At 49.0% G+C, this 17,532-nt stretch carries 16 protein-coding genes, 1 tRNA gene and 1 pseudogene; 8 read left to right on the top strand and 10 right to left on the bottom strand.

Annotated features, from left to right (window positions below; all coding sequences use genetic code 11):
* Positions 1 to 29: 29 nt before the first annotated feature.
* Entirely contained in the window at positions 30 to 413 is a 384-nt protein-coding gene (locus ACERY3_RS00265; RefSeq protein WP_047061215.1) for a GFA family protein, read from the bottom strand.
* A gap of 168 nt (positions 414 to 581) precedes the next feature.
* Here ACERY3_RS00265 and ACERY3_RS00260 point away from each other — a divergent pair, with 168 nt between their 5' ends.
* Both ACERY3_RS00260 and ACERY3_RS00255 read left to right on the top strand, forming a co-directional pair.
* Complete coding sequence (locus ACERY3_RS00260) at positions 582 to 1,691, top strand: AI-2E family transporter (protein WP_033144729.1); 1,110 nt, start codon at positions 582 to 584, stop codon at positions 1,689 to 1,691.
* Between the two features lie 120 nt (positions 1,692 to 1,811).
* Complete coding sequence (locus ACERY3_RS00255) at positions 1,812 to 3,596, top strand: diguanylate cyclase (RefSeq protein ID WP_058842175.1); 1,785 nt, start codon at positions 1,812 to 1,814, stop codon at positions 3,594 to 3,596.
* On the opposite strand, the gene ACERY3_RS00250 is transcribed toward ACERY3_RS00255, so the two are convergent.
* The gene (locus tag ACERY3_RS00250; protein WP_071884809.1) at positions 3,593 to 3,886 is read right to left on the bottom strand and encodes a hypothetical protein; all 294 of its coding nucleotides are present in this window, start codon (positions 3,884 to 3,886) and stop codon (positions 3,593 to 3,595) included. The two genes, ACERY3_RS00255 and ACERY3_RS00250, sit on opposite strands and share 4 nt — an antisense overlap.
* A 365-nt stretch (positions 3,887 to 4,251) precedes the next feature.
* On the opposite strand from ACERY3_RS00250, the gene ACERY3_RS00245 reads away from it, so the two are divergent.
* The 5 genes from ACERY3_RS00245 (at position 4,252) to catA (ending at position 9,494) form a co-directional block, all read left to right on the top strand.
* Positions 4,252 to 5,325 carry a catalase family peroxidase gene (locus ACERY3_RS00245; protein ID WP_047061213.1) on the top strand — a complete coding sequence of 358 codons (1,074 nt, stop codon included), beginning with the start codon at positions 4,252 to 4,254 and terminating at the stop codon, positions 5,323 to 5,325.
* On the top strand, positions 5,322 to 5,909 hold the full coding sequence (locus tag ACERY3_RS00240) for a cytochrome b (protein WP_045143162.1): 588 nt from the start codon (positions 5,322 to 5,324) through the stop codon (positions 5,907 to 5,909). Before ACERY3_RS00245 ends, ACERY3_RS00240 begins: the two co-directional genes overlap by 4 nt.
* A gap of 400 nt (positions 5,910 to 6,309) precedes the next feature.
* Positions 6,310 to 6,804, top strand: coding sequence for a molybdopterin-dependent oxidoreductase (locus ACERY3_RS00235; RefSeq protein WP_039263874.1), 495 nt, complete (start codon positions 6,310 to 6,312; stop codon positions 6,802 to 6,804).
* Positions 6,805 to 6,821: 17 nt separating this feature from the next.
* Positions 6,822 to 8,753 carry a putative bifunctional diguanylate cyclase/phosphodiesterase gene (locus ACERY3_RS00230; protein WP_373224853.1) on the top strand — a complete coding sequence of 644 codons (1,932 nt, stop codon included), beginning with the start codon at positions 6,822 to 6,824 and terminating at the stop codon, positions 8,751 to 8,753.
* 63 nt (positions 8,754 to 8,816) lie between these two features.
* The gene (gene catA / locus ACERY3_RS00225; protein WP_373224852.1) at positions 8,817 to 9,494 is read left to right on the top strand and encodes a type A chloramphenicol O-acetyltransferase; all 678 of its coding nucleotides are present in this window, start codon (positions 8,817 to 8,819) and stop codon (positions 9,492 to 9,494) included.
* A 377-nt stretch (positions 9,495 to 9,871) separates the two neighbouring features.
* Here catA and ACERY3_RS00220 read toward each other — a convergent pair whose 3' ends face one another.
* From ACERY3_RS00220 to ACERY3_RS00200, 5 genes are all read right to left on the bottom strand, one after another.
* Entirely contained in the window at positions 9,872 to 10,891 is a 1,020-nt protein-coding gene (locus ACERY3_RS00220) for a Kiwa anti-phage protein KwaB-like domain-containing protein (RefSeq protein ID WP_373224851.1), read from the bottom strand.
* Entirely contained in the window at positions 10,888 to 11,511 is a 624-nt protein-coding gene (locus tag ACERY3_RS00215; protein WP_373224850.1) for a hypothetical protein, read from the bottom strand. The genes ACERY3_RS00220 and ACERY3_RS00215 overlap by 4 nt, the downstream gene beginning before the upstream one ends.
* Positions 11,512 to 11,761: 250 nt before the next feature.
* On the bottom strand, positions 11,762 to 12,514 hold the full coding sequence (locus tag ACERY3_RS00210) for a KilA-N domain-containing protein (protein ID WP_072139890.1): 753 nt from the start codon (positions 12,512 to 12,514) through the stop codon (positions 11,762 to 11,764).
* 715 nt (positions 12,515 to 13,229) lie between these two features.
* On the bottom strand, positions 13,230 to 13,745 hold the full coding sequence (locus ACERY3_RS00205) for a DNA-binding protein (RefSeq protein ID WP_373224849.1): 516 nt from the start codon (positions 13,743 to 13,745) through the stop codon (positions 13,230 to 13,232).
* Positions 13,746 to 13,779: 34 nt separating this feature from the next.
* Positions 13,780 to 14,199: a hypothetical protein gene (locus ACERY3_RS00200; protein ID WP_373224848.1), complete on the bottom strand. Its 420-nt coding sequence runs from the start codon at positions 14,197 to 14,199 to the stop codon at positions 13,780 to 13,782.
* A gap of 187 nt (positions 14,200 to 14,386) precedes the next feature.
* On the opposite strand from ACERY3_RS00200, the pseudogene ACERY3_RS00195 reads away from it, so the two are divergent.
* A pseudogene (locus tag ACERY3_RS00195) lies at positions 14,387 to 14,789 on the top strand (tyrosine-type recombinase/integrase); the annotation flags it as partial.
* Between the two features lie 47 nt (positions 14,790 to 14,836).
* On the opposite strand, the gene ACERY3_RS00190 reads toward ACERY3_RS00195, so the two are convergent.
* From ACERY3_RS00190 to proB, 3 genes are all read right to left on the bottom strand, one after another.
* Positions 14,837 to 14,912, bottom strand: a tRNA-Thr gene (locus ACERY3_RS00190).
* 111 nt (positions 14,913 to 15,023) lie between these two features.
* Positions 15,024 to 16,277, bottom strand: a complete 1,254-nt coding sequence (gene proA, locus ACERY3_RS00185) for a glutamate-5-semialdehyde dehydrogenase (RefSeq protein ID WP_039263869.1) — start codon at positions 16,275 to 16,277, stop codon at positions 15,024 to 15,026.
* A gap of 11 nt (positions 16,278 to 16,288) precedes the next feature.
* Positions 16,289 to 17,392 (bottom strand): glutamate 5-kinase, encoded by a 1,104-nt coding sequence (gene proB / locus ACERY3_RS00180; protein WP_023310508.1) that lies wholly within the window; start codon positions 17,390 to 17,392, stop codon positions 16,289 to 16,291.
* Positions 17,393 to 17,532: the final 140 nt, after the last annotated feature.

Below are 17,532 nucleotides of genomic sequence, written 5' to 3'. Positions count from 1 at the left end.
TGGTAACGATGAACCCTCGGATCATACTTTTACGCTTCCCTCATGGTATGTCGCCACCAGGCAGGCATCATGTCGTCGAAGGAGTGATTTTCCGGGGCAAACTCCGGCTGGTCCGGATCGTCAAACACGCCAGTAAATAAGGCAACGGTGGGTGAATCATCAATCGCGCCAATTGAACTGCCGCAGGTGGGGCAAAACGCCCGGCTGGAGTAGTCCGACGATCGCCATGTCGCCGGACGTCCGCCCGGACCGATCCACTGCACGTTTTCCGCCGGAAACTCAATCCATACGACGGTTTGTGCGCCGGTGTGTTTCTGACAGATATCGCACGAGCAGGTGTGCACATTGCCCCCATTCGCAGCGGTAAAGCGAACCGAGCCGCATAAGCACCCACCTGAAAAGACCTTTTCCATGCTGTCGTCCTGAGCTGTTTAAAATCTCATCAAAACATAACACATTATTGAGGTCTGTATGCCGGGTCAGACGCGAAGCCATCGCCCGGCACGCCAGCGGCAGAATTATTGGTAAATCCTCAAATCAGTTCTATAGTCGACTCTGCTTATTCGTTACCAGGAATCACTATGCGCTTTAATGGACTGACCAAAGGTTTCTTCATTTTTATTCTCGCCCTCGTCACCTGGGCCTTCTTCGACATACTGTCGCCCTACTTCTCCGCGATACTCTGGGCCGCCATTCTGACCGTCATCTTTAACCCGGTAAAAAACAGGCTGCGCGCCGCGCTGGGGGATCGCAACGGGCTTGCCTCGCTGTTGACCATTGGCATTATCTGCCTGATCGTCTTTATACCGTTGATGGTTATCCTCTCCTCGCTCGCCATTGAGCTGAACGTGGTTTACACGAAGCTTCAGGAGAACAACACCCAGTTTCCGGAAGTGGTGGCGAGCATCTTCAACCATCTGCCTGACTGGGCCAGCGGCTTCCTGGCGGATCACAACCTCACCAACGCGGCGCAGATCCAGAAAAAACTCTCTGATGTCGCCCTGCAGGGCGGGCAATATCTCGCCGGCAGCGCGTTCCTGATTGGCAAGGGCACGTTTGGCTTTGCGATTAGCTTCGGCATCATGCTTTATCTGCTGTTCTTCCTGCTGAAAGACGGCCCGTATCTGGTGCGCCAAATCCTTGACTCCCTGCCGCTGTCTGATTTCGCGAAACAGCACCTGTTCGCCAAATTCGTCGGCGTGTCGCGTGCCACGGTAAAAGGAACGGCGGCGGTGGCGGTGGTTCAGGGCATCCTCGGCGGGATTGCGTTTGCTATTGCCGGTATTGACGGCAGCGTGCTCTGGGGCGCGCTGATGGCCTTCCTCTCGCTGGTGCCCGCCATCGGCTCGGCGATTGTCTGGGTGCCCGCCGCCATCTTCCTGTTCGCCACCCATCAGCTTTGGCAAGGGCTGTTTATTGTCGGCTTCTTCGTGATTATCGTCGGGCTGGTGGACAATATCCTGCGCCCGCTGCTGGTCGGGAAAGACACCAAAATGCCGGACTACCTGATTCTGATCTCCACCCTCGGCGGCATGGAGCTGTACGGCATTAACGGCTTTGTGATTGGGCCGCTCATTGCCGCGCTGTTTATCGCCTGCTGGAACCTCTTCTCAGGGCGCGATCACGAAGGTAACGCCGAAGAGCTGGACCCCGACTTCATCGAAGAAGGAAAAAATCCTCCAGAATTGTGAGGATGTGACGATATAGACCACACCAGGCGGCGCTGTGCCGCCTTTTTTTTCGCCTTAAATCAAACGTTTTCTATAATTTGAAAGAACGCCATCCTACTCATGTCGTAAAAGGATCATCAGGTGCGAATCGCAACGATAACAAACTGGGCCTACGGTGCCACGGTCTGCCTGACCATCGCCTCCGGCATCATCATGCTGATGGCGTCCAGTGCTGATACCCTCGAGCGTCAGGCCGTTGAACAACGGCAGAAATTTGATCAGCTTACGGAAGATATCGAAACCGATATCTGGGCCCAGTCTGATTTAGCACGGCTGTACGTCATTAAAAAAGATCCTCAGGTTCTCAAGGAATATGACCAGGCGGAAAACAGCCTGAAGAGCATCGAGCTTCGGCTGGAAAAGTTGCAGGATAACGGCGCATCGGATGAAGAACTGGCCCTGCTGCATGAAGGAATAAAGATCGTCGATGAGCTGCAGGACGAACAGCAAACCGCCCTTTCCAGCCTTGAGCGAGGAGAAGACGCGCAGGCCGTTGCGCTACTCTACGGTGCGCCCTATGAGCAGGAGCTGGAGCGCGCGCAGAGCCAGCTCGATCACTTCCGCCAGATACTCGACAAACGCGTCATCGCCTCCGTTCAGGACGCGACAAAAAAATCGAAAGCGCTGCGTACGGCCTCTGAGCTGATGGTCGGCCTGACCGCCCTGCTGTTCCTGTTTGTTCTCGGCTTTATATTGAAGCGCCGCGTGCTGCGTCCCGTGGTGCGCCTGAGCGACGTGGTGCACCGTCTGGCATCCCAGGATTACGCAGTTGAAACGCCCAATTTCAACCAGATTGATGAGATTGGCGACATGGCTCAGGCCATCCGCATCTTCCGCGAAAACGGCCTGGCGCGACAGCGTCTGGAAAGAGAACGCGATGCCGACTGGGCCATCCGCGAGCTGCTGGCGCGCATGACCCAGCGGCTGCAGGGGTGTGAGAACTTTAACGATGTGATTAACGTGGCGGAGCTGTTTGCGCCTAATATCGCGCCGGGGATCGCGGGGCGACTTTACGTCCTTGACCGGGAGCCATGGCAGATGCGCTGCGTCGCACACTGGCTTTCACCGGTTGGTGAAGAGACAAGCTTCCACCCTGACGAGTGCTGGGCCGTGCGCCGCGGGCAGAGTCACCCGCCGGTAAACGGTGAGCCGGATATCGCCTGCTACCATCTTCCGGCATCGCAAGCTGAAAGCTCGCTGTGCGTGCCGCTTATCGCCCAGGGCGAGGCCATTGGCCTGCTCTCTTTCCAGAATATTACGGCGGACAACGCCCCATCCCGCGCCTATCTGGAACTGATGGCCGAAGCGCTCGGGCTGGCGCTGGCCAACCAGCGTCTGCGCGACGCGCTGCTGGAAAAAGCCTTGTTCGACCCGCTCACCGGCCTGCGTAATCGTCATCATCTGGAAGATACCCTGCAAACCCAAACGGCACAGGCGTTGCGCACCGGCGAACCATTAAGCTGCATGATGATCGACATCGATCACTTCAAGAGCATCAATGACCGCTTCGGCCATGAAGCGGGCGATCAGGTGATTAAAAGCGTGGCGTCAATTGTTCAGCGGGCCGCACATGACAACGGACTCGCATTCCGCTACGGGGGCGAGGAGTTTCTGGTCCTGCTTCCCGGTGCCGATGAACCAGAGGCGCACGCCTGCGCGCAGAAGATTTACAATAGCGTGCATGAGCTGTCGCTTCGCTACGGGCTGACCGAGATTGGGCCGGTGGATGTGTCGATTGGCATTGCCAGCTACCCGCAACATGCCCAGACTGACAACCTGCTGCGCGCCGCGGATGTGGCCTTGTACCGGGCGAAAGAGCTGGGCCGCGCGCGGATTGTGAGCTTTGGGATGCTGGAGGCGGGTTAGCTATTATTTTCACGCCACTGCTTTACCATCTCATCCGTAACTTCATTTTTATAACAAATGGGAGCATAGCCTCCCGCTTTACTCCATGCGCTGCGTCTGCCGCAGGCGCTTCCGTTTCTGGCCCGGTTAAAAGGACAGGCGCATACTCCGGGATAAGATGCGATCGACTCTGCAATAACGTTCTCTTTAACCTGTTCACTGGAAACTGAACTGTTTTTTGCCATAGCGATGTCCGCAACAAAAAAGCAGCACACAGCGCAAAGCACCATCAAGAATGGTCTTTTTTTCATTTTTTGATTCGTTTTAAGGAAGGGTATGCACACGATAAGCGGCGAATGAAAGAGATAATCTGATTTACATCAATGAATCTAATTCGTCAGGAACAACAAACCTTACACGTTCTCGCTTGAGAAATGGAAAACTTTAAATTACATATTTCGTCACTATTTCTCAGTAAGAACCTGTCCTGCCACAATTACCGTTGTGATAAGTAGCCCTCCTTTGTGACGGCGAAAAGGTTTAAACTTTTCGTGATATTCTTTCTTTACGCCCCTTAATTTTTATACTCAAGCCATATTCGCCACTGTATTAACACATGTCACGCGCAATACGTTGTGCATGACATGTGAAGATATTTTGTTATGGAAAAACGTCTATGTCGAAACTGGATTTGAGATCAAAAAAAACCTGGGGCGCGCTGGCATCGATCGCCGTTGTCGCCGGTACGCTGGCATTTGCTTTTGCATGGACGGCGGGCTGGCTTGGTTCACGCACGGTCAGCCAGGCACTGGTGGGTGAAACACCGAAACCCTTCCCGCCGGGTTTTCGCCGCGCGCATGGAAAAGGCATCTGCTTTGCTGGCACCTTTACGCCAAACGGCTCGGCAAATTCTCTTTCAACCTCCCGCCTCTTCTCACAGCAGGAAGTGCCCGTGGTGGGCCGATTCTCTATTGGTACTGGCGATCCCCATGCCCCGGATAGTACGACCAAAACCCTGAGCATGGCGCTGCTGCTGAAGACAGATGACAAGCAGCAATGGCGAATGGCGATGAACAACGAGCCTTTCTTCGCCACGCACAGTCCGGAAGGTTTTCTGGCCTTGCGAAAAGCCACGGCTGTCGATGCAGCCACTGGCAAACCGGATCCACAGCGTCTCGCAGACTTTTTGAAAGCGTACCCGGAGGCGGAGAAATACCTTAAATGGGCGGCACAAAAACCCGCGCCCGGCAGCTTCGCGGGCGCGACGTTTTACAGCATTAACGCCTTTTATCTTGTGAACTCGCAGGGAGATCGCCAGGCCGTTCGCTGGATGATGCGTCCGCACGAGCCTTTCCTTTCTATGAGCGATGAACAACGACAGAAAGCCGATGACAACTTCCTGTTCGAAAACCTGCGTCAGCGCCTGGCGCAGAAGCCACTCTATTGGGATTACGTTTTGCAGCTCGCACAGCGGGGCGATCCGGTGGATGACCCTTCCCAGCCATGGCCGGACGATCGCAAACAGATGGTTGCCGGCACGCTGGAAGTAACGCGTGTCGAAGCACAATCCGAGGGCGCGTGCCGCGACGTTAACTTTGACCCTTCGATTGTTCCTGCAGGCGTTGCAGTGTCTGATGATCCCATCTTAAACGCCCGTTCCGCTGCCTATTCCCACTCTTTCAGTCGCCGTGAGCGGGAAATCGGCTACGGCAAGGCCACCGAAGCTGTGCAAAAGCAGGAGGTAAAATGAGCTCGAATAAAGATATGCGAGAGCACGCGCCGCAGCATTTCAATATCCTGGCGCGAAGCCTGCATTGGCTGATGGCGGTGATGATCCTGGCCATGCTTTTCATCGGTGCCGCAATGATGACGTCGTTACATCACCGGATTTGGTTAATCGACCTGCACCGGCCGCTGGGTGTCGCCATTTTACTGCTGGCACTGGTGCGTCTGGTCAACCGGCTCCTCAGCCGGACGCCCCCACTTCCTGCTGATTTGCCCGTCTGGCAGGTGCTTGCAGCAAAGGCATCACACTGGATGCTGTATGGGTTAATGCTGGCAATGCCGCTGCTGGGCTGGGCGCAACTGTCGGCAGCCGGGCTGCCGATTGTGATGTTTAGTGGCGTCAACCTGCCGGCGATTGCCCCGAACAGCCCAGCACTGTATGCCTGGTGTCACGACGCCCATAGCCTTCTGGCAAAGTTGCTTTTTGCTGTGGTGCTGGTCCATATCTCTGCCGCACTCGTTCATGCGTGGATCTACCGGGACGCAGTGTTTTCCAGCATGGCGAAAGGGGGGAAGTCGGCGTCAGCCATCCAGGATGACATGAAGTAAGGCAAGCGATATGGGACACGCACCATCAGAATGGTCGTGTTCTCGCTTATCGTCGTCATCCTGAAACAACGGACACAACCGGGGTGCGTATTTAGTCTCCAGATTCGCGCCCCAAAAAGCCAAGGACATCCTAAAATTGTCGCGGAAGTTAATATCCATCAATTAAAGCGATTATTTTTTAAACAGAAGAGCATTTATGCCCGCAATTTTAGCTTTTATCAAAAAGTTAAGCGTCGCTCTAGTATCAAACACCCTGTCACCCGCAACACCTAACCCATTGATTAAAATGGGTTTATATCAACAAAAACGATAAAACCCCTTACTCCTCAACAAAATATATAAACTCGTGTGATATCTAAATTATAATTCTTATACTTATGTTCAAAAGGTGGAGGTCAAAATGCGATTAACCCTACTGCTGTTATGCTGTCTCGTACAAAGTGTAACCTGGGCTGGCGACCTGCCAAAACCAGTTGGTAAACCCATTTTAACGATTTACGGTAATATAGAAAATACCAATGAAAATGGAAAAGCAGTGTTTGATCTCGCCAGCCTTGAAAAACTCGGAGTAGTGAGTTTCGAGACGACATCTCCCTGGTATAATGGTCGTACGAAGTTTGAGGGTGTTCCAATGAACAAACTCATGGAGTATGTGGGTGCGAAGGGAACTAACGTTAATGTTATTGCGCTCAATGATTACTCTACCGTGATCCCTCTCAGCGACTTTAAAAAATACAACGCCATACTTGCCTTAAAGGTCAATGGCGAATATATGCGCATCCGCGATAAAGGCCCATCGTTCATTGTATACCCCTATGACAGTCTTCCTGAGTTGAATAATCAGATTTATTACTCACGATCAGCATGGCAGGTTAGCAAAATGAAGATTGAGTAGTCGTTCAGGAGAACATAATGAACAGGATACTGGTTGGTATCATTTTTTCTCTTTTTATCACGACAGGATATATTGCATTCCTTGTTTACGATCGACAGCAGGAATTGCAAAAACTGACTCAATACACTGAGTCCTGGTCCGTGGCACAACTGGTATCAGAGTATTACCGTTTTGAATCATGGCTTGGTCTATACGCAACCGATACCGATGACGTTACGATAGACCAGGTCCGCATGCGTCTTGAAATTATGCTAAGCCAGAGCGATTTAATGAAAGGGGGTGATTTAGGTCGCTATATTGACAGTGATAAAGCGCATCAGGAGCTCGCTTTGCGCTTAGAGAAAATACTGGCCTATCTGGATAGCCATCTTGAAAAAATGAGCCACCCAGAACTACAGGCATACCTGACAAATATGCATAATCTCGATGCGCCGCTGAGCCAGCTTTCTGCAACGGCATTGACGAAAGATATTAACACGGTTAATGAATCCAACCATAAAATACAGATTCTTTATTATATTTATTCGGTACTTTCATTATTACTGGTGATATTAAGCTTTATTCTGGGTTTCTTAATGATCTACCAGAATAAAAACATTCTCAAAGCGCACATGCAGGTTAAAAGCCTTGCTGACGAACTACAAATATCAAAAGAAACGCTGCAAATTCAGAACTCGAAGCTGGAATATGATGTTTATCATGACTCCCTCACCGGCATGAAAAACCGCCTTTTCTTCTGGGACGATCTCAACAAAATTAATCTTCAGGCAGATAAAAACCACATCCCCGTCACGGTGATGTTATTTGATTTAGACCGCTTCAAAGAGGTCAACGATACCTATGGCCATGATGCCGGAGATTTGCTGTTGAATCAGGTATCCAGACGCCTCACCTCAATGAGCAGCGCCACTGATACGTTTTACCGTTTGGGCGGAGACGAGTTCGCCCTTTTGTCCAGTGGCCTCACTGAAGCTGCCGCCGTTTCGCGTGCCAAAGAAATCAGCGAACATATCAGCCAGCCCTATACGATTAATAACCAGCTGATAAAAATCGCCACCTGTGTGGGTATCGTTTTATCTGATAATGAACGGCGCTCTGACTACCTTTATAAATTTGCCGATCTGGCGCTCTACGAAGCCAAAAAAGAGGGCTCACAGCAGATAAAAGTCTTCCGTCAGTGGATGCTGCAAAAGTTGCAGGAAAGCAGAACCCTTGAACATGATATGGCACTGGCGATCGATAACCATGAATTCGTTGTTTATTACCAGCCTATTGTCGATTCATTCAGCAATGAAATTTACGGCTATGAAGCGCTTATTCGCTGGATACACCCGGTGAAGGGGATACTGTCACCCGATTACTTTATTTCCGTCGCTGAGAAAACGGGGATGATCAACCAAATCGGCAAAACCGTGCTGGAGCTTGCCTGCCGGGAAGCGGTTTCCTGGGCGGTTCCGGCAAGGATCTCTGTGAACGTCTCACCCGTTCAGCTGGGCACGAAATCCTTTACGGCAATGGTACAGTCCATCCTGAAGGAGACTGGACTTCCGGCAAACCGTCTTGAATTAGAGGTTACGGAGTCATCGCTCTTCAGCGACAGCAACACGCCAATCACTATTCTCAAAAAGCTGAGAACGCTGGGTGTAAGAATTTCAATCGATGATTTCGGGACGGGTTATTCGTCGCTCTCACGGCTGAGTGAACTAAATTTTGATAAAATTAAAATCGACAAATCCTTTGTGAACCCGATATCCACGCAGGATGATGCCCTTAATATCGTTAAATTGATAACCGGCATGGCGAAGAGCCTCAATATGAGGGTCATTGCAGAAGGTGTTGAAACCGAAGCGCAGCTTGAACGTCTTCAGGCGCTTGGCTGCGATCTCGTCCAGGGATATCTGTTCGGAAAACCACAGGCTGAGATTGACAGGAAGATTAGATACGGTTGAAATGGTTACGCGGCTTTTTCTGGCCCTAAACCCTTTAATCGATTGATAATCAAAGGTTAAAAAATGAAAAAAACAGCCCCGGCCTATACACCTGTTGATTTATCTCGCTGGGCCAGGAAGGAACATTTTGAAGTATTCCAGTCATTTGCTGAGTGTACAATTAACCAAACGGTTCTGATCGACATCACCGCGCTGCGAAAACATATCAAAGAGGTCGGCTGGAAGTTTTACCCGACGATTATTTTCCTCCTCTCTAAAATCATGAACCGGCATCCGGAATTCCGTATGGCCATGAAGGATAATGAGCTTGTCATATGGAATGAAATTCATCCGAGCTATACCATTTTCCACCCTGAAACAGAGACCTTTTCGTCATTGTGGAGTCACTTCGACGGCAATATTCATCACTTCCAGAACACCTATGCAGAAGACATTGCGCGCTATGGCAATAACCTTTCTTACTGGCCTAAGGAAGAGTCCCGGGAAAATGTCTTTTTCGTATCGTCTATTCCCTGGGTAACGTTTACGAACTTTACGATGAATATTGCGCACATGAAGAACTTCTTTTCCCCGATGTTCACGTTTGGAAAATACTACGAGCAGGATGGGAAAGTGTTGTTGCCTATGGCGGTACAGGTACATCACTCGGTGTGCGATGGTTTCCATGTGGCAAGGATGTTTAATGAGCTGCAGGAGATGTGTGATGGTTTGCCGGAGTTGTCGGGGGAACGTAATGGCTGATGGGCCAGATTCCTCTATTTAAAAAGGCAAATGTTTTTTTATTTAAAAGCTTTTGAAAGATGCTGCGATAATAGGAACAATTAATCCAACTCAAATTAATGATTTAAAACATTTTTATTAATTTTGTTTTTTAAGATACCCCCAAAGATACCCCCAAATCATTCCCGTCCGATTGTCATCAAAACACCTTAGCCCCATCAACTATTTCAAAAATAATTTTGGTTGAACTTGATTACCTTAGATGTAGTAGTCCGCCGTGTAAAAGCGGACTGAAGTTTCAAACATATTTGGCAAGTCTTTAATATTTTAGTACTTTATTTTTGATTGCATGAAAAAAAAGTGATACGTTTTTATCGGTTTAGCCAGTAACACATATATTAATTAACTTTCTTGTCAATTATATGGCCGCTATTTGTTCCATAATACTTACCAGAGGCAACGCCCTGTTTATAAAAATCATTTAACAACCTTATTAACAACTTTGCTTCATCTACATTATTTATTACTAGCCTGCCATTTTTTTCCTCTAATATATCATCTTCAAATAATTTAAGTGTAGCTTGATATTTGCTTATTGTAGCAGTATCTAAAGATTCATGGTTTTTCTTTTGGGCTATATTGGCAACCGTTCGAAGAAGAGACTTATTAGATAAAATAACTTGCTCGAGAAGTTGCATATTATCAATTACACATGCATTAGATAATACTTGAAGTACACTTTTAGCATTCTCCATGAACTCCCTCTCGATTCCAATTATTTGTTCAAATCCTAACTTTGAAATAATATACACTTTTTTATTTATGAAAAAGAAATCTATCTTGCTATCAAAGCTTACCGTTTGCATAGGAACTACTTTCATTTTAGAAAGATTTACATCAAAAAAAGCCTGCACTCTTTGCATTTTATTTAATGGTGCATCAGTAGCTACCTTTGATTTAGTTAACTTCCTAAATAAAAGGAAGCTATCATCCTGAGTGCTTACTTTCAAACAAAAAGCCAAGATGTCATCTTTTATTTCTTTAAGATCTTTTAAAACTTCAAACTTTGTGTCTGCATTGACTCCATCTAATACATGATTGAAATCAAGATTTTCCATCCCCTCATATCCGTATACAGCATCTATACCGTCATCAGAAATTACTGAGTAATTAGAAAATTCAAGATTATTATTTTTCACTATTTTACTAATTGTATCTGATGTTCCTGTTTTGAAGAAATTGACCATATCCTTATCAAGACTGACCTTATACAGATTAAATTCGAATCTTTCTTGCGAGGATATTTCAGAGTCCTTTTTAACCTTTCTTGTAATTAAGAAACAATTCATAGAAAAAGTATTTGATTGATAAACCTTCAAAAGTGAATTTAAAATATCTTTAATATCAGTGTTATTCATTGTTTTTTCTCCTGAGCTTTAGCATAGAAAAGTTTATATCCAATTTTTTGAATTTTTATACAATCACCTTCATCTAAATATTTATTTCTGCAAATTATCATCCCTTTCTTTTTCGGCCCGTTCTCCTTTGTATATTCAATACTATAAAGGGAGTATTTTATAGCTAAGGTGGGGTTTATTAAAATCATTGATGAGTTTGAGTAAATGATAAAGGTAACCAGTAATAAAACCGCCAAAGAAAAGACACTGGTGAGATCAGAAAGGTCTTGGAAAAGGAATGGTAGTAAATATGTAAAAAGGTAGCTTATCGATTCACTATTTTTATTTTCTATATCGACTATCTTTACAAAAACCCCGTCATTATCAATACGCGAATTAATATTATTCAATAAAAAATAAAGGCCAATAAAACCAAAAAGAACAAACATCAAAATAACTGTAACAGCACCAAAATTTTCAACAAATAATAATAGTGCCTTTTTATTCATACCTCCCCAATGCAAGAAATCTTTTTTTTTGTATACCTGATTTACTGTCATTATTAAAAACAAAGGCATATAAGACACTAAGAATAGCGTCAACCTCGCCCCAATCTTTAGCTCTTCACTTGACGATGACATGGCATAAAACCTCGAAAAGATGCCCTCTCAAAAAAATCATAAAAACCTAAGCCCAACTCTTTATAATACACGCACCACTTTACTACATTTCAATTTTAAAGCAGTGTTCTCTCAAGTGAGATTTTAATCGCCTCCCTGATTTAGGATTTCAAAGTCTAAGAGGCGATTATATGAAAAAAATCAACTATTATTTAACATCGGCATCATAGATTAAAACCTAGAATAGTTGATTTGAAGACTGCCTCTAAAATTATTTAGGTGCAGGAAGTAAAAGTACTTCAAGAAATTCAAGTGCTGAAGCATCTCGTTGTTGGAAATATTCTGGTGCTTTTTGTGGCAGCCATACTTCATGGAAGTGCCTACGAAAATCCGCATAAAGTTCAACTGGATACAGCCTTGCTTGAACTTTTCTTCCATCTGTATATTCATGTTCATAACTAGGAAAATCACTTGGTTCGACCCCGCGATTTTTCCGTAACCACGAACAAAACATTCGTCCTTCCGAAATATCAGGAACCATCCTTTCTGGTAAAATATATCCTGCTGTTTCAAGAGGAGCAATCAAGCTCAACGTCATCTCATTTAACATTGAGAAATGAGTATGAGGGATCTTGTGCCTATTTTGCATGTAGCGTTTAATGTGGACAGGTGTTGCAAACTTTACTTGGCCCTGAGACCATTCATGCACCCATTGTGATACTTTGACAGCAAACTTTGCGGAAAGCCATTGTGCAAGATTAATAGCTAGTTGAGGGTGAACCCATGTCCCCTGTAACTTCGCATTCCCGCCCACAATTGAATGGATCAATTGAGCTTCCGTTAAACCACTTTGCTTACTGAGTTCCTCAATAAACTCGATTGCCTGCCGTGATGCTTTGTAGTGGGAGAATGTTTTACCTACTGATTGGCAAAGGGCAGTTGCATTAATGTAGCCATCACTTAAACGTTGAGGAATGATAGAGCCTTCCTCAACTCGTGGGATTAATTCAAATTGCTCGCTCATTAAGACTCTTCTTATTTACAGGTAGAAACTCTTACAGATCTATAATGGATGTAACTGGACATTTCAAGAGAGGGAATCCGCACGCATATATAAAACACTTAAAAATCAATCAATTATATCTATCACCGCATCAAATACTACTATAATTGATAGGTCTTAATTATTAACTCGAAACTATGACAAATTTCCTCAAGACTGTAAGCATCAATCAAAAGCAATATACCAATTACGTAAACGCCTTCATTTATCACTTGTAAAATAGTTACTGTATGAAGCAACTGTAACTTAGAGCGCGTTCTGCCAAAAATCCCCACTGACGCTGCCGGTGGGTGACAACTTTTGACAACTCAATCTGAACGCCAGCGTCCGGGCTAACCAGAACAGCGACTTGAAAGAGGCTCGAGGATGGTTGCAAAGGGGGAGTGCTTAACACCTCCCCTCCTGTGTTCCCGCACCTGAAGTTTTCTGAAGGGGGAGCGATTGTCACTTTTCCCTAGTTTTCCCTAGTAAGGCATAACAACCCATAACTGGCTGACACCTGCCCTGCTTCGCATCAGGATTAACAAAAGCTAACAGCCAAGGCTCAACAAATCTCAACGCCAGCCCTTTACACTTCTGCTGTAGCTGCTGTTCGTAGGCGTCAGGATCCGTTATGTTGGGTTGACACTTTTCCCAGTTTCTCGCGAAAAAGTGTCAAGTTTGAGGGGCTGGGGGTTTACAGTTTTTCGCCGTCCAGCAGACAGAGTGACATTAAACCAGTTTTGTTCCAGTCATCCAGCGTATCGGGGGGCATTGTGGCAACGTAAGCCAGCTCAGAACGAAGAAACCGTAAAGCGCCTGCTGCACGGTCTTTGCCATAGAAGCTGTGGGTTTCTTCATCCGGCCGGAAGAGAATCAGCAATTGTTCATCGGGCTCGTGCTGAACATCAAAACCCAGCTCAGCGGCTGCTGCCTCTATTCGCTGGCCAGCATTATTATCAGCCGGCAGCTCTTTCCCGACGTCATGCCCCCATACCCACGCGGCGGCCTGCGCCCACGTCATTGCATTGTGATGATCACCAGTACCAGCACCAGCACCAGCACCAGCACCAGCAGAATTTTGTTTAGCCTGCGATGCTTCGACATCCACTTTATCGCCTGAAATAACAATTTCACCGCGGGCTATCCAGCCATAAACAGTTTGCCGGCTGACGCCCATATGCCAGGCGTAGGCTGATTTACTTAATAGCATCGTGATGTTTCCCTCCGGGCAGAAAAAACCGCCGTCAGGCGGCCTGCTTCTCTTCTGAATGTGTCTGCCGCTGGCTGCCTTTGAGCATCGCGCTGACATGTTCGCTTAACTGATCAAGGCCGGTCATGCGGGGCAGAACTTCTGATGGATCGTCGTTCTTCCCGTAAACGAGATTGTTATACCAGGTTCGGACAGCTGTAATTTGTGCGACGTCCTTCCTTACCGCGTCGACCAGATCGGCAACCGCGCTAATTACCTGCCCGTTCTCTGATGCTATACGGGAAAAGCCGAGACGTTTTAGCTGTTCCGTATCGAGCCCCGAACACACCGCGTGCGCCCTCAGTAAGGCGTCCGCCAGCTCCTGATGCTTTCCACTGTGCATCGACAGCAGCATTTTTTCCTGGCTGCGGCGATCCAGTCGGGCGAATGCCTGGCGCATCTCGCTGTCACGCATGAATCCCTGAACATCATCAGATGCCAGTGGATTAACCGGAGCGATCTTGTTCTTCAGGTAATCGAGAATGTTTGCGGCCTGCTCGCTTACGGCTGCGACGCCGCGGGTAAAGTCTTTGAGCGTGTCCGGGTTCCGGGCTTCACCTGCCCTGCGGTTTTTTGCCTGTTCGTTCAGATCCGGATCGTTGCAGATAAGATGGTTTAAAGAGGAAGAATCGAAGCGTCTGTTTGAAGAGATAGCACGTTACTTCTTTCCGGTTGAAATATTCGCCATCACAACAGGGCTACGCCGGTCTAATGTTACGGGTCTGGAATGGTCACAGGTTGACTGAGATAAACGGATGGCATGGATGCCCCATGATGAAACGAAAACCGGCAGGTATTAACAATTTCCGCTGCCATGACCTCAGGCATACGGGGGCAAGCTGGCTGGTTCAGTCTGGCGTGTCCCTTCTTACACTTAAAGAGATGGGTGGGTGGGAAACGCTCGAAATGGTTCAGAGGTGCGCTCATCTTTCAGCCGGACACTTAAAAGAACACGCAAGCAAAATAGACTCAACTATTAGTCGAAATGTCACAAATACGGCCTAAGAGGAGAAGGTGGTTTACTTAAATCTTGGATAACTATTTGAAATGACTGGTGCCGATAATAGGAGTCGAACCTACGACCTTCGCATTACGAATGCGCTGCTCTACCAACTGAGCTATATCGGCCCTGAGAGGCCGGTTACGAGCGTAACCACGGGGCAAAAGGTTAGATCTAACCGGGTGATGCGTCAATGCCCTTTTGAATCAAACGGCTATTTTTGCATCACCCGTGATTATTTACGCACGAATCGTATCGTCGCCAAAGCCGATCCACTTGTACGTGGTCAACGCTTCCAGCCCCATCGGGCCGCGCGCGTGCAGTTTCTGCGTGCTGACCGCCACCTCAGCGCCGAGGCCGAACTGGCCACCGTCGGTGAAGCGGGTGGAGGCATTCACATATACTGCTGAAGAATCCACTTCGTTCACGAAGCGATCGGCATTGCGCAGGGTACGCGTCAGGATCGCGTCAGAATGCTGCGTGCCGTGTTCACGAATGTGCGCAATGGCGTCGTCGAGATCGGCAACGATTTTCACGTTCAGATCCAGTGACAGGAACTCGTCGTCGTACTGCTCCGCTTTTACGGGAACAACGTTAGCCGGGCCTTCCTGAAGCAGTGCGAGCGCATTGGCGTCAGCATGCAGCGTCACGCCGCTCTCTGCCATCTGTTTGCTCAGGGCCGGCAGGAAGGTGTTTGCAATATCCTGATGCACCAGCAGCGTTTCAACGGTGTTACAGGTGCTTGGACGCTGGGTTTTCGCGTTCACGATAATCTTCAACGCCGGTTCAATCTCAGCGCTGTCGTCAACAACGATATGGCACACGCCGATACCGCCGGTGATCACCGGAATCGTCGACTGCTCGCGGCACAGCTTGTGCAGGCCCGCGCCGCCGCGTGGGATCAGCATGTCGATGTATTTGTCCATGCGCAGCATTTCGTTGACCAGCGCGCGGTCCGGGCTCTCGATCGCCTGTACGGCACCCGCCGGTAAGCCACACTCTTCCAGCGCCTGCTGAATAACTTTCACCGTCGCGGCGTTGGTGCGCCAGGTCTCTTTCCCGCCGCGCAAAATAGCGGCGTTACCGGTTTTCAGGCACAGGGAGGCGACATCAACCGTCACGTTTGGACGGGCTTCATAAATAACGCCGATGACGCCGAGCGGCACGCGGCGGCGCTCCAGGCGTAAACCGCTGTCGAGCAGCCCGCCGTCGATCACCTGCCCTACCGGGTCGGCCAGATTGCAGACCTGACGCACATCGTCGGCGATGCCTTTCAGGCGTGCTGGCGTCAGCGCCAGACGGTCGAGCATCGCTTCGCTCAAGCCGTTGCGACGCGCTTCCAGCAGATCCTGCTCGTTGGCGAGCAAAATTTCCTGAGACTGGGATTCCAGATAATCAGCGATTTTTTCCAGCACGCGGTTTTTCTCGCGGCTGGAAAGGAGCGCCAGTTTGTAAGAGGCAGCCTTCGCGGCAGCGCCCATTTGTTCCAGCATGTTCTGGCTCCTTAACGAATAATCATGTCATCGCGATGCACGGCAACCGGGCCATATTCATAGCCCAGAATGGCGTCGATCTGCTGCGAGTGGTGACCCGCGATGCGGCGCAGCGCGTCGCTGTTGTAACGGCTTACGCCGTGGGCGATGTCGCGGCCTTCGAGGTTACGGATACGGATCACTTCACCACGGGAGAAGTTGCCTGTCACGCTTTTAATTCCTTTAGGAAGTAATGAACTTCCTCGTTCCAGAATCGCGGCGGTAGCCCCTTCATCGACGACGAGTTCGCCAGCAGGAGGCGCGCCAAATATCCAGCGCTTGCGGTTTTCCAGCGGGGATTCCTGGGCGTGGAAGCGTGTGCCGACGGAGATGCCTTCCATCACGTCGCCAATCACGCCGGGGCGGCTGCCCGCTGCAATGATGGTGTCGATACCGGCGCGGCACGCTACGTCAGCGGCCTGCAGCTTGGTCCCCATTCCGCCCGTTCCCAGGCCTGAAACGCTGTCACCGGCGATAGCGCGCAGCGCATCGTCGATGCCTTGAACGTCGGTAATCAGTTCGGCTTCCGGATTCGAGCGCGGGTCGGCGGTGAACAGCCCCTGCTGATCGGTCAGAAGCAGTAATTTATCGGCACCGGCCAAAATCGCGGCCAGCGCCGAGAGGTTATCGTTATCACCCACTTTGATTTCAGCGGTAGCAACGGCATCGTTTTCGTTAATGACCGGAACAATGTTGTTGTCCAGCAGCGCGCGCAGGGTATCGCGGGCGTTCAGGAAGCGCTCTCTGTCTTCCATATCCGCACGCGTCAGCAGCATCTGCCCGACGTGAATACCATAGATGGAGAACAACTGTTCCCAGAGTTGAATGAGTCGGCTTTGCCCCACGGCGGCCAGCAGCTGTTTGGAAGCGATCGTCGCGGGGAGTTCGGGGTAACCCAGGTGTTCACGCCCGGCGGCAATCGCCCCGGAGGTCACAATCACAATACGATGCCCTGCGGCATGTAGCTGAGCGCACTGACGTACAAGCTCAACAATGTGGGCGCGATTTAGGCGGCGCGATCCGCCTGTTAAAACACTGGTACCGAGTTTTACCACCAGCGTCTGGCTGTCACTCATGATTCTCTGCCGTTCAACGATAAGGGAAAGTAATGTCGAACGAACGTTTTAACAGGAGTCAGCCCCGTTGCCAACTGCCTTAGCACATCGCGAAACACTTTGTTGCGCGGGATCAGGAAGCCTAGCGGGAAATTTTGACA

This window comes from Enterobacter cloacae complex sp. ESBL7 (assembly GCF_041679625.1).
Classification (GTDB): Bacteria; Pseudomonadota; Gammaproteobacteria; order Enterobacterales; family Enterobacteriaceae; genus Enterobacter; species Enterobacter asburiae_B.
The sequence above is the reverse complement of the archived record's forward strand: the minus strand, read 5'-3'. Positions and strand labels throughout refer to the sequence as shown.